Raw genomic sequence first — 17,959 nt, forward strand, 5'->3', positions numbered from 1 at the left:
CGTACAGGAGCGGCCTGGGGCGACACGGCCCCGATCGGGCCTCACCTGCTCCGCAGGCCACCCGGGTTGTCCGGTTCGTGCGCACCGCCGCCATGCTGCTGGCGCGCACAACCCCGTCGGGCATCACGCGCTGGGCACACCGTGGAGTGAACGGACCGAAGTCACCAGCGTCCACCACTGAGCCAGCTCCTTGGCCGTGTAGTGCACGGTGCCCTCGACGCTGACTCCCTCAGGTAGTTCGATCCCTGCCTTGCGGGCGCGCGTCAGCCGCTGCCGGGCCGCGTCGTAGGACACCGGCAGAAGCCCTGTATCGCAGGCCTCCTTGAGGCTGAAGACGGGGAGTCGGGACTCCTCGCACACATCAACCTGCTCCGTGTGCTGCTCCTCCACATCGCTGCCCGGCGCCGGCGCAGCGCCGGCAAAGGCTCCCTTCGGGCCGTTCTGCTTGGCGAGCAGGACCGGACGGTTCGTCGCCAGCTGCACGCCTCGCATGAAGGCTCCCCCCGGCAGGAACTCGTCGATGGCCAGCTCCTGGCGAGCCTCCTCCAGAGCTTCCTTCGTGATCCACGGAGCCATCTGCCCAGCGCCGTGCCACGACGGGGCCGGGGTGCACTGGCTGAGATAGGTGTCCGCCTCCTCCGGGGAGATGTAGGCGTACTGGATCTCTTCGATGGCGTGGGAGCCCGTCACGCCGATCACTCCCCGGCCCTTCACCTCGTACTGGTAGGGCAGGCGCGGGACGTCCACTCCGTAGGTCACCGACCACTTCGGTGTCGAGGCGGGCCCGACGATCCCCTTGGTGCCGACCAGGTCGCGGGTCTCGGTGTCGGTGAAGATGTCCCGGCTGAAGGTGTGAGCCCCGATAACGATCTTGTGGCGGCCGCTACGTCCCTGCATGAGGATCATGTGGAACCAGGCCTCGAACGGAGGCATGCCCTTCCCCTTGAGGCCATGCTTCCACCAGATCTTGGCCGACTTCACGAAGCTCGCGAACTCGTCGATGACCAGCATTCGTTCGGGGAGCGTGTCGCCTTCAGGGGTGCCCTTCAGTGCCTCGGCGGCCTTCATCGACACGTAGAACTCGGCGAGCGCGGAGACGGCCTGGCGGCCGGTCTTGTGGACGCGAATCCCGTCGCCCCCCTCGATGTGCGCGAACGCCGCGGCCTTCATGGTGATGCAGTCAATGAGCGCACCGTGCTGACGGCCATGCACGACCGGGATGGTCAAGACGGTCGTCTTCCCGTCGCCGGTGCCGCCGGAGATGCCCCAGTGCGGCGTCTCGGTGTCCGTGTCGACGTAGCGCTCTCCCTGGTGGACTCGTCCCAGATGGCAGCGCGCAGGGTCGGGCGAGGGAATCCACTTCACCAGCGTCGGCAGTTCGGGCTCCGGCTCGAGCGGCGGCTTCAGCGTGAACGTCACGGCCGGCTTCGGGCCCTTCTGGTCGTAGGCGGCCTCCCACTCCCCCGGCAGCCGCGTATTGACGAGATGCGCGAGCGCCTGGCGTTCACGGTCCGAGCCGAGCCACCCCAGTGGGAGTCGGACGACGGTCCGGGCCCGCGCTTCCGTCACATCGTCAGGGAGTCGCAGCCAGAACTCCTGTCCGCGACTCTGCTCCTCCTCCGAGAGTCGCAGCACCTGTACCAGCCCGGCCCACAGGTTCGGCCCATATGTCTGCGCGTCCGAGGCTCCGCCCACCCCTCGCCACCGCTCCACCATGAACCACACCCCGACCGCAGCCAATCCGACGCCGGTGAGCGCAACGAGCTGTGGTGAAGGACCACGCCACGCGACGATCGCGGCCAGGACGATTCCGATGCGCACGACCGCACGCGTCACGTCGGACCCTCGCGTCCAGAGCACCGGCAGGTACCCAAGGCAGCCGCTTGGCAGCCCCTTCGTCGCTGCCGTGGCCGGCTCGCTCCCTGCGAGGTCATCATCTGCGGCAGGGCCACGCAGCGGCTTGCCGGTGACGTACCTCCCGACTCCGCCGACTGCGGCCCGGACCACCACTGTGAGGCCTTCACCTGTCGCGTCCAGGACGCCGTCCCATCCGGTGCGCGGCTTCTTGCTCTTGCCGTCCTTCGCCGCCGCGGCTTGGCGGACGCCGATGCCGTATACCCCGAGGAACGCCGCCAGGAGTACGAGGCACAGGAGTTGGATGCCGATCGCAGTGTGTGGCAGGACCGAGATCAGCCACGACGTGATTCTGTCAGCGACGGTGCTGTCCTGAGCCAGGACTTGATGTGGTGAGGACGGTGGATGTGGGCTCCGCACCGGGCCCCCTTTCGTGGGAGCGGGTATCGCCTGGTGCCGGGAGGGGCTCGACCAGCGGGCCGCCTCGCCCGCTGGTACGGCGAGCTCCGCGTCGTGCGGCCGACGCGTCGGCCGCGGCCTCGTTGATGAAGGCCGTGTTCAGCCCGGCCGCGAGGCTGCTGAAAGCCTGCCAACCCCTCTCACCACGCAGCTCACCACCAGTAGCGGTCTCTGGTCACGGTCAGACACCAGTGATTCGGTGAGTACGGATCGCAGCCCGGGTGACCTCCGTGGTCGGTTGTGCCGTTCCGATCTCGGTGGGAGCGAAGGGAGGTCCAAGGCGGCTTGCAGCGTTCTCCAGACGTCTGTGGTCGGTTCGCTGAGACAGGACAGCCCCGGGGCCAGACGATGTCTGGCCCCGGGGCCCATAGAAGCGTTTCCAATGGAAACGGCTACATCAGTCAGTTCGCTCGACGAATCCCAAATATGTAGCGACCTTCCGGTAGTCCTCCGCCGGGTGGGACTTGGGGAACAAGATCGGCAGTGGACAGGTGTCCTCGTACAGCTTCTTGGCATCCCGGGAGTACCGAACGAACGGCATGAGGTAGTCGGCGTATTTCGCCTGGGCGACCGCGACCGCGCGACGAGCCGGCGCCTCGTCATAGGACGGCGTCGGCGTGCCAGTGAGCAGCAGATGACTGAGTTCTGGCCGCCCCGGCACCGCCCGCTTGTTGCGGTTCTTGTCCCGGACGTTCTGAAGTTCCTTCAGGAGCGCCGGCAGAAGGTTGACGTCCTTGGGATCGGCGCGGACGGAAGGAACGACCTTGTCGTCCTGATCGAGCATGCGGACCACGGAGTAGACCATCTTCCCGTAGGAGGCCGGGAAGTCGATCCACCACACCTCGTCGTCTCCGGCGTACGAGTGCAGCACCTCCATGAACCAGTCGTTGCGGTCAGGGTCCAACGCGATCAGCGTGTCCGTGCCCGCCAACGCCGGGTCGCCGGGAAGGAGACGGAGATTGGGAATCTCCTGGTACAGGTTCTTGCCGTTGTCGTCGGTTCCGATCCAGTAGCGGGCTGGAAGGACGACCTCGTCGAAGGTGGCCTTGCCGCTGATGAGGTCGATGACCGTCTTGCGGCCTTCCAGATCCTCTTCGGTGTATCCCAGGACGCGGGTGCCGGACATGTTGGCGTCCAGGTCCACGTACGTAGAGCGATAGCCACGCAGCGCGGCGGTGACTGCCAGCGACGTGGACGAGGTGGTCTTGGTGGAGCCGCCGCAGGCGATGATGAAGGCGAACAGGAGCGGCCAGTTTCGCCCTTGGGGGCGGAAGCGGGGGTCGATGGTTGAGGAGGGTGTACTCATCAGTTGGCTCCTGCCGCAAGGAGCCCGAGCTCCTTCTTCTCCCACGCTGTCTCCGGCGTGTACTCGGCGTACTCCTGGAGGAACGTCACGTGGCTGATCTCGCCGGCTCCCCAGGACTGGCGTCGCGAGGAGGTTCGCAGTTCGCTCGCCGCCAGCGCGCACGCGAAGGCTGCGAGGCGCCGTAGCTCTTCGTTGTCCGACGCCAGGACGCTGTTGAAGTAGGTGCTCGCCCGCTCCTCGTCCAGGTGCTGTCGGCCGACTCGCTTGAGCCAGGTCAACGCCAGTTGCTGGGCGGGGCCTTGTTGAGGCGGGAGGAAGGACGCTGTGGTCAGGGCGCGCAGGAGCATCTCGTGGGACTCGGGTGCATCCGGGTCCAGTGTGGCGACGAGCGCCTGGCATGCAGCGTCCCGGCTTGCCGCGGCACGCGCACGGTCCTGCTCGAACTCATCGGCCGCGGGCGGTGCTGAATTCCGCCGTGGACGGGGAGGAGTGGCAGATCCGTTTCCAGTGGAAACGGGGGCCTTCGGTGCTGCCGCCGTCTCGGGGCTGGTGGTGTTGTCATTGGACGAGTCGGCACGAGCCAGCTCGGAGTCGTTTCCACTGGAAACGACATCCGTCCTAGTACTGGCCTCATCCGTGGTGGGTGGCGGGCTGTCGGCTTCGGGCTGGTCGGTGTTCGACCTGCGGGCGAGAAGCGTGGCACGCGCTGTGGCCGCGTGCATGCCGCCCAGGATGAGCTTGAGCCCCTCGCTTTGCTCCTCGACGGCAAGGGTGAGGAGCTTCTCTGCGGCGCTCACGGCCAGCTTCCCCGAATGGAGTTCGCTGCGGACTTCCGGCACCAGCTTCAGCAGCTGGACGCGCTTCCACACCGTCCCCTTGGACAAGGCGCCCTTCGCCGTTTCGCCGACCTTGGCCGCGATCTGCTCGTAGGAGAGGCCGCTCTCCTGCAACTCCTTGTAGTGTTCGGCCTCTTCCAAGACGCTGAGCTGTGCTCGGCGAAGGTTCTCGATCAGGGTGACGAGCTTGGCCTCTTCGACCTTGTCGTCCCGCAGAACGCTGGGGATGGTCTCCTTCTCCAGCATTTGGAACGCGCGCCAGCGGTGCTCGCCGAAGAGGATTACGTTCTCGGCCGTGATGGCATCTCGGGTCTCTGGGAAGTGCTTGAGCCAGACCGCGGCCCGAATGTGCGCGATGTTCTGGAGGAGCCCGACCTGCCTGATCGTCTCGGCGAGCTCGGGGATCCCCTTCATCTCCCGACGGTTGAAGGGGTTTGGGCACAAGCTGCTGAGAGCAAGGTCGAAGACGTCGCCGTTGCGGGTGTTGTCCGTGTAGAGGACGGTTCGAGCATCGGGCTTCGTCGGGACGGGCTTTGTGCTGTTCCGTCCAGGCCGCGGAAGGGCTTGGCTCATTGACTGCTCCAGGGCGACGTCGGCATGTACGCCCCGAGACTAGCGTTTCCACTGGAAACGCTGTGCCGGGTGGGTGCTGCCCGCCCTACGAGGACGGGCACCGCGTTTCCCTCCTCGGATCCCATCAGTCCGCGCGTATCAAGCAGTAGACCGCAGACGAGCCCCGCTCCGAGACTCCGTGTCCGTCGACCACCGCAGATCACGATGTCCCACACCGCCCGCCCAGCGTCGGGGGCGGAGACCTACCTTCCGCTCCCCCGCCGGCTCCGGGCCGGCGCCTCGGGTAGCGGAGGCAGGAAGTAGTCGAGGCACGCGTTGAGCAGTTGACTCCGGTCCCTGAACCCGTACGTGGTCTTCCACGCGGTGTAGACGGCGAGCTCGCGACGCGACGGCCGGAACGTCAGCTGGAACCGGTCGGCCGAGCGGCCCCGCTCCACCTTGCGGCCGAGCACGTCCCCGAAGAGGTCATCCCCCTCCACCTCGTCGTCCGGGGTCGCGGGCTGCCGACGCCGCTGTTCCTGCTCACGCAGTTCCGTGAAGCGGCCGTCGCGCCGTACGCGAAGGAATGCCCGGCGGATCACCACGGCGTTCGTCGGCTCGCTGCCCGACTCCTGGAGAAGCATCCGCTGGTAGCGGGCGAAGCGCTGCCGCACGTCGTCGGTGACCATGGCGACCGCGGCCTGGGTGAGGCGGCTGCTCTCCCCGTTCGGGAGCGAATCGACGGGCTCGTGCGCGGGGGCCGCCTCGATGCTCGCCTGAACCTGCGGGGCTGTTGCACGGTGTACCGGTGCAGTGCCGTCCTGGGCCGGAAGGGTGACGGCAGCGTGGCCGTCGGGGTCCTGACCGGTCGGCATCGATGGTGCCGAAGGAACCGCGGCAGCAGAGAGTCTTTCCTGTGGCGCTGTGAAGGCCGCGACCGCCGAGTCGGGCAGGGCGAAGGCGTTGAGATCAGAGTCGTCCGGGAGCCCTCCGCGCTTCTCCTTCGGCGCTTCGGATTCAGTCTTTGTCGTACGCCGGCTCACGTGGCACGCTCCTGAAGGTCGAGATTGTCAAGTTCCTGCTTCGCCTGGAGCGCCTCCATGGCGACGGACTGGTAGTCGCCGGCGAGGGCGCGCATAGACGCTCGCTGCGCGTTGTCGAGGTCGGGATCGGTCGCCATCTCCTGGGGAACCTTGCCGCGGGTCCGGCAGGCCACTGCCGCCGACTCGACATGACGGATGGTCTGCGCGAAGACCCTGGCGGCGCCGTTGAGGTCCTCGCTGAGATGCCGCTTGATCGCGGCCTGGACCTTCGTGGCGCTGGAGTTGGTGGCGAAGACGACCACGCCCAGGAGGCGGAGCAGGGGGTTAAGGCGCCGGGCAGTGCCGAAGCGCCGGGCAACGGTACGCAACCCCTTGCGGCTGGAGGGATCGGACTTGGACGGGATGAACGTCAGGTCACCGGCGACGAGCGCCTGCAGTTGGAGCGGCTCGGATCCGGGGGCGACGTCGAGGATGATGACGTCGAAGATGTCGCGGAGTGGGTCGAGCGCGGCAGCGTACATGCCCATCCAGGCCAGCTGCTCTTCCGCGTCGGTGCTGTGACGGGCCGCGCGGCGTTGGCAGTACAGCTCTTCGACGATCTCTTCGAGGGCGCTTCCACCGGGGATGACAGCCAGGTTCGGCCGCGCTTCGCCGGTCGGCACGAGAGGCTTTCCGTCGAGGATGGCGGCGACCTGAGCGCAGCCGTCGTCGTCTAGCTCGGTCCCGGTGATGCCCAGGTCCTCGCAGTTGTTCCCCTGCTCGTCCATCTCCATGAGGAGCACGCGCAGCCCGAGCTTGGACAGGGCGACCGCGAGGGCGGCGGCCAAGCTCGACTTGCCGACGCCGCCCTTTCCGTTGATGAGCACGAAGACCTTGCGCCGCATCATGTGCTCGGCCATGAGCTGCATCCTGCGGCGCAGCGCGGCTTTCACCGGACCGAGGTCGACGACTTCGAGCTGCACGCGCTGCTGAGGCACTTTCACCACATCCCACCGAAAAGGGAGTTTTATGTGATTAGTGAAAGTACGGGTGCTGAATAGCTCGTCATCATCGCCGCGCTCATGTTCGGCGCCTTTCACTCTGCTGGCCCTGCACTCGTGCAGCACCTGGTGCGTGCACCCATCGGCGCCGCTCTCCGTCACCTCGCGCGATCCTCATAGTACGACATATAGGACGTCGTCGTGCACAACGGCTAGCGCCCTATAAGGCATGCACACCGGCTCCTTGAGATGCCCACCGCCGAGGCCTGGCAGAGGGAGAGCCAGATTGTTGATCGGCCTCAGGGCATGGTGAGTGGGAGGGAAGCCTGTGGTGAGTGCTCCGTGGTGAGTGCGCCTTGGGACGTTCCGACGTTCGCTCATCATCACCGGTCACGGCGGGAGGGGGGCAAGGGTCGGCCACTGGCGGGCCATCGGAATCGGTCACCACGGCCCGGATATCCGCCTCGGACAGAATCGGTCATGGGGTGTCTGACCTGGTGTTTGACCGATCTTGAGGATCGGTCACGACGCCAAAGCTCCGGGATGGATGTACGTGACCGCACGCGCGAGCACGGGTGCCAGCGTTTTCAGTGGAAACGTCGGCGTGGTGGCTGGGCCTTCCGGCTCGGGGGCGGGGCTGATTGGTGACCGCACCGCCCCGGCTTGTGAGGGCCGGGCGGAACGGACGGCCCGTCAGGCAGGGGCGTGGATGCTGGCGAAGTCGGCGTCCTGGGCACGGTCGTGGGCGGGAGCCGTGCTGGATGCGGGGATGCCGTCCGCGCGGGCCGCGAGCTGGTGCAGGATCTCGTGCATGGTGGTGATCGGAAGCGGCTGGTCGCGGTCGGCGGTCAGGAGCGTGAAGTGCGGCTCGGTGTTGCCGTAGGTGTTCTTCGTGCTGCGGTAGTGGAGCCAGACGCTGGGGGCGAGGTAGTAGGACGCTTCGCCGTCCTCGTAGCCGCGCCAGCGGGCCTCGTCCTGCAGGAGGTTGTTGCTCTTGTCGATGCGCCAGGCGGCCGAGGCGGCGCGGGCGGCGGCGTCGTCCTCGGTGGCGGCGGCGACCTGGGCGAGGCCCTCGTCCAGGGTGGTCGGGGCGCTGGGGGCGGTGTGGCTGCCGGCCCGCGGACGGTGGGTGCTGTGGGCCTTGGTGAGCAGGCGGCGCAGCGGGGTCAGGAACGGCTCGGCCAGGGAGTTGACGGCGACAGCGGCCACGATCGCGACGCCGCCGGCGAACGCGAGGCGCCAGTCGCCGGACCAGGTGTCGGGCGAGTAGGTGTAGCCCGCCCAGGCGCCGATGGCGCCGCCGATCACGACGGTGACCATGTCCAGGCCTTCGGTCGCGGCGGCGGCGATGGTGAGGGTGGTGCGGCGAATAGCTCGGTTCATGATGTTGGGCTCCTTCTTCTGTCGGATGGGCTCTGGTGGGGGAAGGGGTGGCTCCGGGGCGGCCGGGCCGAACGCCTGCGGCCGCCCCGGGCGTCTCAGTTGCCGCTGCTCGCGTGGGCGGCGGTGGAGCGGACGGTGTCGGCGAGCAGCACGGTCAGCTCGTGGCCGTGGTCGACAACAACCTCCAGGCGCTCGATGGCCTCGCTCGGCAGGCCGCGGTTGCGCGCGCCGGCAAGGACGCCCTCGAGGTAGAAGACGTCGGCGAGGATGCGGCCGCGGACGTCCAGGACGCCGGGCTGCATGGCGAGGACGTCGTCGTTCTTGGCGGTGGCGAGCGCCGCGTGGTCGGCGGCCTCGGAGTACGTGGTCTCGGTCTGCTCGGTGAGCAGCGCGTCGACCTGCGCGGTGCTGCCGTAGGCGCGGCGACAGCCGAAGCGGGCGGCGGCGGCTTCCATCAGGGAGCGCGGGCGAGGGACATGGTGACCCCCGGGGGGAGGGCCAGTCGGCCAGTCACCTCTCGGGGAGATGCTGCAGGCAGAAGTCCGTGCCCCACTCGTTGACCGAGACCTTCAGGACCTCGGGTTCGTCTTCGGCGAGGCGCTTCAGCTCATCCACGATCCAGTCGTTGGTGCGCTGGAGGACCAGGCGCTGGGTGTCGAGGTGGAACAGGTACAGGTGCATGCGCTCGCCCCTCCTGCGCATGCCGCGTACGAGGGTGTGCAGCAGCTCGCGGGCGTCCTGGTCGTCGGGGCGGGCGGGGAGATCGCGGGGTAGCGCCCGGCAGCCGGCTGCGTGCGCGTTGGCGAGTTCGGCCGCCTGCTCCAGGCTGAGCATGCTGCTGTTGTGCGCCTTGCGCTGGGTCGCCTTGTAGTGGCAGCCGAGGCAGGACACCAGGTGGGACCCGGCGCTGTGGTGGACGAGGACGACGGCGTTGGCGAGGTTGTAGTACCGCTCGACGACGGAGACGCCTTCGGGCTTCCAGGTCTCGCCGCTCTCGGGCCACGGCTCGGGGGCTGGCGCTTCGACGGGCTCGGGACGGCGGGAGAAGAAGTGGGTGAGGGCCACGGCCTACTCCTTGTCGGTGTCGGTGCGGTGGGTGTTCCGGGTGGTGCCGGTGGGCGTCACGGTGATGAGGGCCAGGGCGTGCGCGTACGGCCAGGTGCTCATCCGGTGACCGCGAGGACGGCGGCCGCCAGGAGCAGCGCGAGCGCGGCGAGGATCGTGTCGACCGCGCGGGCCAGGCGCCGGAATTTGGCGACGGCGAGGGTCGACTGGATCTTGATCTGGGCGCTGCGGGTGTCGGTGTCCATGGAGGACCGGATGGCGTCCGCGTCCAGGCACGCCCAGTGCGGGAAGCTGCCGGGCGTCGGGATGTGGCCGAGGTGTGGCCGCACGACCAGGAGCAGCAGCACTGCGGCGGCCGCGAGCACGAGGCCGGCGGCGACGCCGACGAGCTGGGCGGACAGCGGCAGGTTCTTGTCGGCGAGGCTGGCGAGGCCGGCGAGGACCGCGCCGTCGAAGGCCAGTAACAGCGACGCCTTGTTGTCCGTGCGACCGATCTCTGTGGTGACGGCGGCGCCGGCCGCGTCCAGGTTCTTGTCCGTCGGAAAGGACTCGGTGCTGAGGGTCATGGTCTGCTCTCCATCCGGCCGGGCTGTCCGGCTCCCCGTCACCACCCGGCCCGCGTACGGCGGAGGCGGGTGGATCAGGCAGCCGCCAGACCGTCAGCGGGCGGGGCGGTCGGCGGCTGCTCATGGTCCGATCTCGTTTCGCTGCCGGGCGAGGCCGCTGGCTGTGATCTGCGTGGAGGTCTGCCGTACGTAGACCTCGCCGTGGAAGTGGTTCTCGACGGGCTGCGGTGCCTCCCGCAGGGCCTTCCCGAGGCGCTTGACGAGGACGGCCAGGGCGCCAACGAACGAGACGGACCCACCCACGATCACGCCGACCATGACAACTCCCTCGGTGGTGACACTGTCGAAGACGAGGCTTGCGCCGTAGCCGACGCCGACAGCTCCGGCTCCGGCAGTGGGTGCGGCAAGTGCGATCCCCAGGGCCCATTTCGGGGCGTGCCCCCAGATCGACGGGTCGTGCTGCGGAACGGGCTGCGCCCCAGTCGGCGTTGCCGGGGAGTCGTCGCGGTACGAGGTCGGTCGGTACTGGGCGAGTAGTTCGGCGATGTCAGGGCGTACGCCGGGCTGCTCGACGGGGACGTCCTCGTCCCCGAGGACTGTGTCGATGAGGCGCTTCGCCTCGGTCTGCTCTGTGTCCATTGCGGTGCTCCCCGTGTGGTGGTGTCAGCGGAGAGGGCCGCCCGTGCGGGGCGGCCCTCGGGTCGTGCTGTGGGTGTGGGGGAGCTGCTCAGCGTCCAGAGACGGTGTTCACGGTCTGCGAGGCGGTCTCGGCGCCGGTACCGAGCAGACCCTGCAACATGCTCATGAGGTCGGAGCCCCACGGGGTCGCGGCGAACGCGACCCAGAACAGGCTCACGGCGATGAACTCCTTCTTGGTGAAGGAGGCATCCCTCCACATCCAGGTGCCGAGCCCGGCGGCGATGATCAGGAAAACGGCGGTGGTGGTGACGGTCATGACGGTTTCTCCCAGGGGGTGTTGTGGCTGGTCAGGCGTTGGCAGGCTCGGGCTCGTCGAGCGGTGCGACGGTGTGCCAGTCGCGGTCGATCTGCGCCAACTTGCCGCGGCGGGCGAGGGACTTGGTGGCGCCGGCGACGTTGGTCGGCTTCAGTTCGGTCTTCTTGGCGATCTCGCCGTTGCGGCGGGCGCCGGACTCGACTGCATGCCAGACGAGCTGTGAGCGGGACGGGGGGACGAGGTTGTCGAGTTCGTCGTCCTCGCCTTCGTCCTGGTCGGGCTCCTCGGCGGCGAGGCTGACCGCTGCGGCCGGTGCCGGGGCGGCGGTGTCGATGACCGTGCGGTTCTTGCTGCGCGAGGCTTCTTCCTTCTTGATCAGGTCCCGCAGGAACTCCTCCTCTTCGCCTGCGTCCATGTGCCGGTAGTCCTCGCGGGCGAGGTAGGCGACGCCGGCCGGGCTGGCGGCGGCGGCCGCGTCGGCCTCGGCCTGGGTGAGACCGTGTCGGTCGTAGGCACGCGAGAGGCGGGCCGGGTTGGTGTGGAACATCGCGCGGGACTGCGTGTACTGCGCGGATCCGTCGGCGGCGTAGAAGGTGCCGGCGGTGTCCGAGCCGTCGGGGAACCGTTCGGGGATCGGCTCCAGGCGGAACTCGGGGGTGCGCGAGCCGAGGCTCATGATGTCGACGTCGCTGCGCGCGGTGCGGAACAGGGCGATGTTGCCGGACTGGAGCATGTCCCTGATGGCGTTGGCGTTGCTGTCCTGGCCGATCGAGTCGAGGTTGGGGATCTGGACCCAGATCCGGGCCGACATGCCTGCGGCGCGGGACAGGCGGCCGGTGGATGACACGCCGCGCAGCAGTGGCTTGACGTGCGCTGCCTGCGGGTTCTTGAGGACCATCTCGTTGAACTCGTCGTACGTGATCGAGACGGGGCGGAACGGCTCGCCGGGGACGAAGAAGCTGCGGCCGTTCTCGATGAACCCTTCGGCGTCGAGCCACTGCATCTTCTGCTGCTCGCTGAAGCGGTAGTCGCTGACGTTGTTGGAGTTCTGGGCCATGATCATCGCGCCGAAGCTCGACTTGACGAGCCAGTCGAGTTCGTTGAACCAGGGCGCGTAGCCGGCGCCGCCCTTGCCGTCGGCGAGCCAGGATACGAACCCGTTGATGCGCTGGGAGAGCTGCAGGTCCTCCTCGAGGCTGGTCTTTCCGGCGCCGGTGATGCCGGAGCCGAAGGAGTGCACGGCCGAGGCGGAGGCGGCTCCGGACAGGCCGCGGCGGGTGGGGTCGAACTTCAGCAGGCGCCACTTGGTGGGCTCGCCGAACACGTCCCGGCCGATGATCACGTAGCCGTGATCGTCCATGACCAGGGCGTCGAGGTCGAGGGGGACTCCTTCCTGCAGGGGGTTGCGGGTCATCTCGTTGACCTCGATGCGGCGGGCGTCGAGCATCCGCAGGTGCAGCCGGGCGACGGCGTCCTCGCCGGGCAGGTCGAGGGCTTGGGCGATGGCGCGGGGCTGGACGTCGGCGACGGAGGAGCCGCGGCGCGGCATCAGCAGCTTGAACGTGCGGCCGTTCTCGTTCTGCTCCACGTCGTAGAGCTCGGAGCCGGACCAGGGGCTGAACTCCTTCCAGACCGCGGGGAGGTTGTCCATGTCCAGCTCGGCCTCGGTCAGGACGCGCAGCCGCACGGTGAGCTTGGCGCGGTTGGCGGGCAGGTCGTCGGGCCGGTAGAGGTTCACGTTGCGCGGTGGGACCTCGAAGGCGATAGAGACCGCGTCCTGGCCGACGGCGAGGGCGCTCTTGGCCGTCGTCGAGACGACGATCGCGGTGAGGGTGTCGCCGTCGATCTGGACGTCCAGGAGCTTGGAGAAGGGCAGTTCGCCGCGTTCGGCGGCGATCCACTCCTGCCAGCGGGCCAGGTACCAGTCGATGCCGTGCGTCTGCTCGTCGCCGGGTGCGGCGGGGTCGGGGCGGTCCCACACCCAGGCGCCCCAGCTCGCGCCGAGGGAGACCACGGCGGTGTGGGCCCACCAGGGCATGTCGGTGAACCCGGTTGCGGGGATGGCGGCGAGCGGACCTGCACGCAGGGCCATCTCGGCCGGGCTGTACACGCGCCACCAGCCGTTCTTCCAGTCGGGCAGCACCTTGGTCCACGCGGCGCGCAGCAGGTTGCAGCGGGCGCGGCGGGCGCCGGCGGTCGCACCGCGGACGAGCTCGCCCCGGTTCTCGTGCTCGTACCAGCCGTGGCCGATCGCGGCGGTCGGGACGAGGAGTTGGTCGGTGCCGACGACGGGGGCGAAGTCATGGTCCTGCTCCAGGCGGCGGCGCATGCGCCGGACAGTGCGGCGGTAGCCGCGGCGGCTGGCGCGGCACATCCACTCCCAGGGCTCGCCCTGTCCGGGCAGGAAGCGCCAGGGGCCGGGCTTGAGGCCGAGAGCGGACCAGCCGAGTGCGGCCGTGGACGCACCGGCGGCGGTGAGCAGGAGCGGCTCGCCGGACAGCAGACCGGACGCGGCGCCGAGACCGGAGCCGAGGTAAAGGCCGGGGTTGTTGATCTGCGCCATCATGGCCTGCAGGAACGTGGGCTCTGCAGCGTCCTCGGTCTCGGGGGTTTCCTTCTTCGATACGGTCGTGGTCGACATCCGGCTTTCTCCAGTATCCGGGTGAAGGAAAGGGCGGGGCCGTCGCATGGCCCCGCCCTTTCGCGTGTGCTGTGCCTGCGACCGGCGACGGCCGGTCGCTCGCCTCAGTTGCGTTCGATGAAGACCGGCTGGGCCATCTGCACGGGGTTCGTGCGGTTGGCGTCGGCCATCCGTCCGTGCATGGCACGGGTGTCGGCCTCCATGCCCTGGGCGGCGGCGGACAGTTCATCCGCAGTCGACAGGATCGAGGCGACCGTGCCGCCGCACGCGTAGGAGAGGCGCGCGACCTCCATGTAGGCCTGGGTGGTCGGCTGGTCTACGTCGAGCACCGTCATGGCGTCCGAGAGGTATCGGGCCGAGTCGGCGCGCTCATCGTGGCGGGCGCGGAGCTTTCCTACCTGGTGCGAGATCCTGCGCGCTCGGACGCCGTAGGCGGCGCACTTCGCCAGGAGGCCGACGTAGGTGATGGTGGCCTTCGCGGTTTCCTTGAGGCTCACGACGCGCTCCTGATCTCGAAGGTCTCGGTGTGCGCGGCCAGGTCCTCGGCGTCGACCCGGTCGGAGATGTACGACTCGCGGCTGGCGACGGACTCCATGTCCTTGGCGATGCCGGCGTAGACGCCCTGCCCGGACAGCAGGTGGTTCTTGGCGGTCCAGACTGATTCGCTCTGCGCCATCGTCAGGCCGCGCAGTTCCTCAAGCTGCGCGTGGAGCGTGCCGTACTTCTCCTTGCACGTGACCATCCACGCGACGATCCTCTCGCCGAATCCGGCCTCCCGGATCAGTCCGACGATCTCGTCGCCCTTGGACGCCTCCCGCCCGCAGACGTCCTGGACCTTCACGTAGACGGCGAGGTCGTCGTCACACATGAGGTTCAGTTCGTCGCTCTCCTCGACGACCGACGCATAGGTCACTTCCGCCGCCGCTCGGCCCGTCCCTTCGGGAGGGGGAGTCGTCGCACCACCGGCCGCCCCCGTCGCACCGGGGGCGCCCGCCGTCGCACCGGCCGTCGCATCCGTCGTCGCAGCGGGCGTGACGGAGGCGGGTGCGGGCGTGACGGGCTTGCCGGCCGTCACGGGAGCCGTCGCAGTGTCGGGCGCCCCGGCAGCGGCCGGCTTGGCCGTTGCCGCGTCGCTTCGGGGCGCTGGGACAGCTCCTGCAGCACCGTCTGCGGGCTTTTCCGGGGCTGTTGGGTCACTGGTTCCATCCTTTGCCTTGGAGGGGCTCTCAGGGCCCGTAGAGGGCTTCGAAGGGGCGCCGACGGTCGGCGGGTAGGCCGGAGGCGGCGGGATGGTCGCGGGCGGCCTCGCCACGACGACGTGATGGGGGTCCGGGGTGACGAGCGGTGCCGGGTCCGGTCGGCCGGCCTTCACCTCGCGTTCGCGGTAGTCCTCGACCGCCCGTCGGCCGGCGTCGTCCTCCGCGACTTTCCTGCGGTTGCGGAACAGGTCGCTGATGCGGGCGGCGGGGGAGCGGTAGCCGCCCTTGAACGTCCCGGGGAGGTTCACCTCCCCGGGCGCCAACCCGTGCTTCTCGGCGATCTTCTGCACGGCCCTCTCGTGGCGCGCCTGCTCGCGCAGGGCGGCACGTTCGGCGGGCCCCACGTTGAGCTTGGCCTGCTCGCTCTGAGCGCCCGCGGCCCACGCCAGCATGATCGCGGCTAACAGAACGTCCATGGTTGTCCCTTCACGGGTGGTGACCGCCGGGAGTGAACGTTGGCCCTCGTGCGCGTACGTACGCGTGTAGGGGCGTGTCAAGTTCACTTGCCGGCGGGGTGAATTCACGGGTGAACGATCACCGTGAGTAGCGGTCGGTGATCTGCTGCAGGGAGATGCGGACCTCGTTCCAGGCCCGGTTCGCGACGGCCGGATCGAGCTTTCGCAGCTCGCTGCGCAGTCGGTCCAGGCGCTTGGTCGCGCCCTCCTTCGGGGACCGCGCATCGGCCCTTTTGATCTCGTTCGTCCAGTGCTTGGATCCGCCCACGAAAAGGGCTCCAACCTCTCGTCGTCGACAGCGTTTCGGGACTGTGTTCCGTGCTCGCCGGGTCTGCTCTGCGGGGTCGGCGCGCGGGTCTGCAGCCTGGGGCTGCTCGCCGGTCTGCTCGCCCGTTCACTCATCGGGTCTGCACGGGTGGTTCGACTGCTTTTGTTCCGGCAGTCGCAGCAGGGCCCAGCCCCGCTTCGGTCGGCGGGGCTGGGCTCCACTGGTGGTGCCGGACTCCTCAGATGGCGGCCTGGTCGTCCTGCTCGGCTTCTGCTTCGGCTTCGGTCTGCAGGCGCCTCCAGATGGGGCGCGTCTTGTCCTCGGCGCCCTTGAACCCGGCCTGCCGGAACTCGATTCCGGCCTGCCGGTACGACGGCGGCGGGTGCTCGAGGCTGCGCAGGGCTCGCAGCACGACCGCGATCTGCTCATCGGTCAGCTGCTGGCCGGGGAGGGGGGACTCGACGCCGGTCTTGACGGCGATCTCGGCGACCCTGGCGTAGAGCCGCTGGGCGTGACGCGCGAGTTCGGCGTTGTCGTCCGTCGCGTCGTCACCGTCGCTGACCTGCGTGCCGGTGCCGGTCTCGTCGTTTTCGGGGACCGTGACGGGTGTGACGGACTCTTCATCGGCGCCCTGCCCGTCGCCGCCGGCGGGCAGGGCGAGTGTGACGGGCTCCGCGAGCGCGGGCGTGGTGACCGTGCCGGCAGCCGGGGTCGTCACGGTGGGCGCGCCGACCATCATCGCGAGCGCGGCGTCGGCGCCCTGCGTCATACGCTCACGCTGAACCGTCACGAGGCCCGTGCCGAGCGTCACGTCGCCCGCGCCGACCTTCTCCAGAAGGTCCCATGCCTTGAGTTCGGCCTTCTTGCGCTGCTTCTCGTCGGGGTGGTTCTGCGAGACGTGCCACTGGTACTGCAGCTTCTGCATCGTCGCGGCGTTGCGACGCTCGGCCTCCTTGTCCTCGCCGGTCGCGTAGACCACGATCCGGCGGGCGAGCAGACCCAGGCCCTCGGCGGACATGCACATCGCCATCGGCGTGACGGCGTAGACGACTGAGTCGGTCGTGTTCTTGGCGACGACCGCTCCGACGGCTGCGGCCACCGCGGGCAGGACCCACAGGCCGACGCGTACGGCAGTGGGCGAGGCCTGGCCCAGCAGGATCAGACCGACATAGACGAGTGACAGGACGAAGGTCACGCCTTCGCCGGCGGCGACGACACCGAAGGCCGTTCCCGTGTCGGGGAAGTTCGCCATCATGTTGGTCGCGGTGCCCCAGGCACCGATGCCGCCGATGCCGACCATCGGCACAGCAGCGCCGATGAGGATCTTCGTCTGTCCCTTGGTGAGCGTGCGGCGGGGTTTGTCGGGGGTCGGGTGCTGGACTTCCGGGGGAGTTGCCATCAGCGGGTACCTCTCGTGCTGTGCGTGCGTAGGGGGTTGGGCCCGGTACGGGGGGTGGGGTGCCGGGCCCAGCAGGGAAGGGGCGGATCTCTGGGGAGGGGAAGCCGGCCAGCGGGCACCAACACATGGCCTTGTCCAGCAGGTCCGGGCCGTTTCGCCGTCGGGGAAGAACAGGGCGGGTCCTCGTCGGCGCAGGCCGGGCTCCGCCGGACAGGCGACGTGGGGGACAGGGCGCAAGAGGATCATGAACGGTGCTGGTGGTCGGCTGTGGTGTGGAGGTCGGTGACGCGGTGGCCGACCTCCCAGGCGGCGGTCGCCGCGAGAGAAGCGATCGCGAGGAGCAGCCGAGTATGCGGATGGGCGGCGCCGCTGTTGCGCGCGGCCCGTGCAGCGCGGTGCTGGGCTGCACGGGCCGCGTGTATGACGTGGTGCATCAGCTGAGCGCGCGGCAGGCGCTGCACGTCCAGGCGCGGGGCGCGGGGCCGGGGACCGCGCCGAACGTTCCGCCGCAGGTGTCGCACTGCCAGCCGCCCGAGGCGACCGGCGCGGGCGCCGAGGTCGAGTTCGAAGCGGGCGGGCAGTTGGCCGGGTCGCAGTTCCAGCGCTCGCACACCGCGCACCGGTCACCAGCCATCGTGGGCCGGTGCAGGACGAGCACGGGCTGCCGCTCGTAGCCGGGCATCATCTGCTGAAGCGTCCGCTTCGCCCTGCGGCCGGCGGGGACACGGGCGTCCGCGTGCCACACCATGCCCGCCACCAGGCGGTGCATCTGCTGCGTGGGGCACGGGCCGGAGTGCCAGCCCCCGCAGCCGCACGGGTACTCGGGGTCGGCGGCGCGTACTGCGCGAACGCCGGGGCGTGCCATGATCGTCGTAGTCAAGGGAGCCTCCACAGTTCCTCTGACTGGACGGCCCCGGGGTTGCGCCCCCGGGGCCGTC

18 protein-coding genes are annotated in these 17,959 nt (G+C 69.1%); all 18 read right to left on the reverse strand.

What is annotated here, in order from left to right; translation table 11 throughout:
- Positions 1 to 123 precede the first annotated feature (123 nt).
- Complete coding sequence (locus tag ACZ4E1_RS37610; RefSeq protein WP_467548109.1) at positions 124 to 2,274, reverse strand: P-loop NTPase family protein; 2,151 nt, start codon at positions 2,272 to 2,274, stop codon at positions 124 to 126.
- Between the two features lie 436 nt (positions 2,275 to 2,710).
- Positions 2,711 to 3,619: a ParA family protein gene (locus tag ACZ4E1_RS37615; RefSeq protein WP_467548111.1), complete on the reverse strand. Its 909-nt coding sequence runs from the start codon at positions 3,617 to 3,619 to the stop codon at positions 2,711 to 2,713.
- Complete coding sequence (locus ACZ4E1_RS37620; RefSeq protein WP_467548113.1) at positions 3,619 to 5,028, reverse strand: ParB/RepB/Spo0J family partition protein; 1,410 nt, start codon at positions 5,026 to 5,028, stop codon at positions 3,619 to 3,621. Before ACZ4E1_RS37620 ends, ACZ4E1_RS37615 begins: the two co-directional genes overlap by 1 nt.
- A gap of 242 nt (positions 5,029 to 5,270) precedes the next feature.
- On the reverse strand, positions 5,271 to 5,882 hold the full coding sequence (locus tag ACZ4E1_RS37625; protein WP_467548115.1) for a hypothetical protein: 612 nt from the start codon (positions 5,880 to 5,882) through the stop codon (positions 5,271 to 5,273).
- A gap of 164 nt (positions 5,883 to 6,046) precedes the next feature.
- Positions 6,047 to 7,192, reverse strand: coding sequence for a ParA family protein (locus ACZ4E1_RS37630; RefSeq protein WP_467548117.1), 1,146 nt, complete (start codon positions 7,190 to 7,192; stop codon positions 6,047 to 6,049).
- Positions 7,193 to 7,723: 531 nt separating this feature from the next.
- A complete protein-coding gene (locus ACZ4E1_RS37635) occupies positions 7,724 to 8,413 on the reverse strand; it encodes a hypothetical protein (protein WP_467548119.1) in 690 nt (229 codons plus the stop codon).
- Between the two features lie 95 nt (positions 8,414 to 8,508).
- The gene (locus tag ACZ4E1_RS37640; protein ID WP_467548121.1) at positions 8,509 to 8,868 is read right to left on the reverse strand and encodes a hypothetical protein; all 360 of its coding nucleotides are present in this window, start codon (positions 8,866 to 8,868) and stop codon (positions 8,509 to 8,511) included.
- Between the two features lie 55 nt (positions 8,869 to 8,923).
- Positions 8,924 to 9,478: a hypothetical protein gene (locus tag ACZ4E1_RS37645; protein WP_467548123.1), complete on the reverse strand. Its 555-nt coding sequence runs from the start codon at positions 9,476 to 9,478 to the stop codon at positions 8,924 to 8,926.
- Between the two features lie 98 nt (positions 9,479 to 9,576).
- Positions 9,577 to 10,044, reverse strand: coding sequence for a Pycsar system effector family protein (locus tag ACZ4E1_RS37650; RefSeq protein WP_467548125.1), 468 nt, complete (start codon positions 10,042 to 10,044; stop codon positions 9,577 to 9,579).
- 120 nt (positions 10,045 to 10,164) lie between these two features.
- Positions 10,165 to 10,683, reverse strand: coding sequence for a hypothetical protein (locus ACZ4E1_RS37655; RefSeq protein WP_467548127.1), 519 nt, complete (start codon positions 10,681 to 10,683; stop codon positions 10,165 to 10,167).
- An 88-nt stretch (positions 10,684 to 10,771) separates the two neighbouring features.
- Positions 10,772 to 10,999, reverse strand: a complete 228-nt coding sequence (locus tag ACZ4E1_RS37660; protein ID WP_467548129.1) for a hypothetical protein — start codon at positions 10,997 to 10,999, stop codon at positions 10,772 to 10,774.
- A 31-nt stretch (positions 11,000 to 11,030) separates the two neighbouring features.
- The gene (locus tag ACZ4E1_RS37665) at positions 11,031 to 13,640 is read right to left on the reverse strand and encodes a hypothetical protein (RefSeq protein WP_467548131.1); all 2,610 of its coding nucleotides are present in this window, start codon (positions 13,638 to 13,640) and stop codon (positions 11,031 to 11,033) included.
- A 104-nt stretch (positions 13,641 to 13,744) separates the two neighbouring features.
- On the reverse strand, positions 13,745 to 14,137 hold the full coding sequence (locus ACZ4E1_RS37670; protein WP_467548133.1) for a hypothetical protein: 393 nt from the start codon (positions 14,135 to 14,137) through the stop codon (positions 13,745 to 13,747).
- A complete protein-coding gene (locus tag ACZ4E1_RS37675; protein ID WP_467548135.1) occupies positions 14,134 to 15,315 on the reverse strand; it encodes a hypothetical protein in 1,182 nt (393 codons plus the stop codon). Before ACZ4E1_RS37675 ends, ACZ4E1_RS37670 begins: the two co-directional genes overlap by 4 nt.
- Positions 15,316 to 15,433: 118 nt before the next feature.
- Positions 15,434 to 15,622: a hypothetical protein gene (locus ACZ4E1_RS37680; RefSeq protein ID WP_467548137.1), complete on the reverse strand. Its 189-nt coding sequence runs from the start codon at positions 15,620 to 15,622 to the stop codon at positions 15,434 to 15,436.
- A gap of 238 nt (positions 15,623 to 15,860) precedes the next feature.
- The gene (locus ACZ4E1_RS37685) at positions 15,861 to 17,021 is read right to left on the reverse strand and encodes a hypothetical protein (protein ID WP_467548139.1); all 1,161 of its coding nucleotides are present in this window, start codon (positions 17,019 to 17,021) and stop codon (positions 15,861 to 15,863) included.
- A gap of 242 nt (positions 17,022 to 17,263) precedes the next feature.
- Positions 17,264 to 17,455, reverse strand: a complete 192-nt coding sequence (locus ACZ4E1_RS37690; protein ID WP_467548141.1) for a hypothetical protein — start codon at positions 17,453 to 17,455, stop codon at positions 17,264 to 17,266.
- Entirely contained in the window at positions 17,455 to 17,901 is a 447-nt protein-coding gene (locus ACZ4E1_RS37695) for a hypothetical protein (RefSeq protein WP_467548143.1), read from the reverse strand. The genes ACZ4E1_RS37690 and ACZ4E1_RS37695 overlap by 1 nt, the downstream gene beginning before the upstream one ends.
- Between the last annotated feature and the right edge of the window lie 58 nt (positions 17,902 to 17,959).

The organism is Streptomyces sp. NPDC025806, from assembly GCF_055558275.1.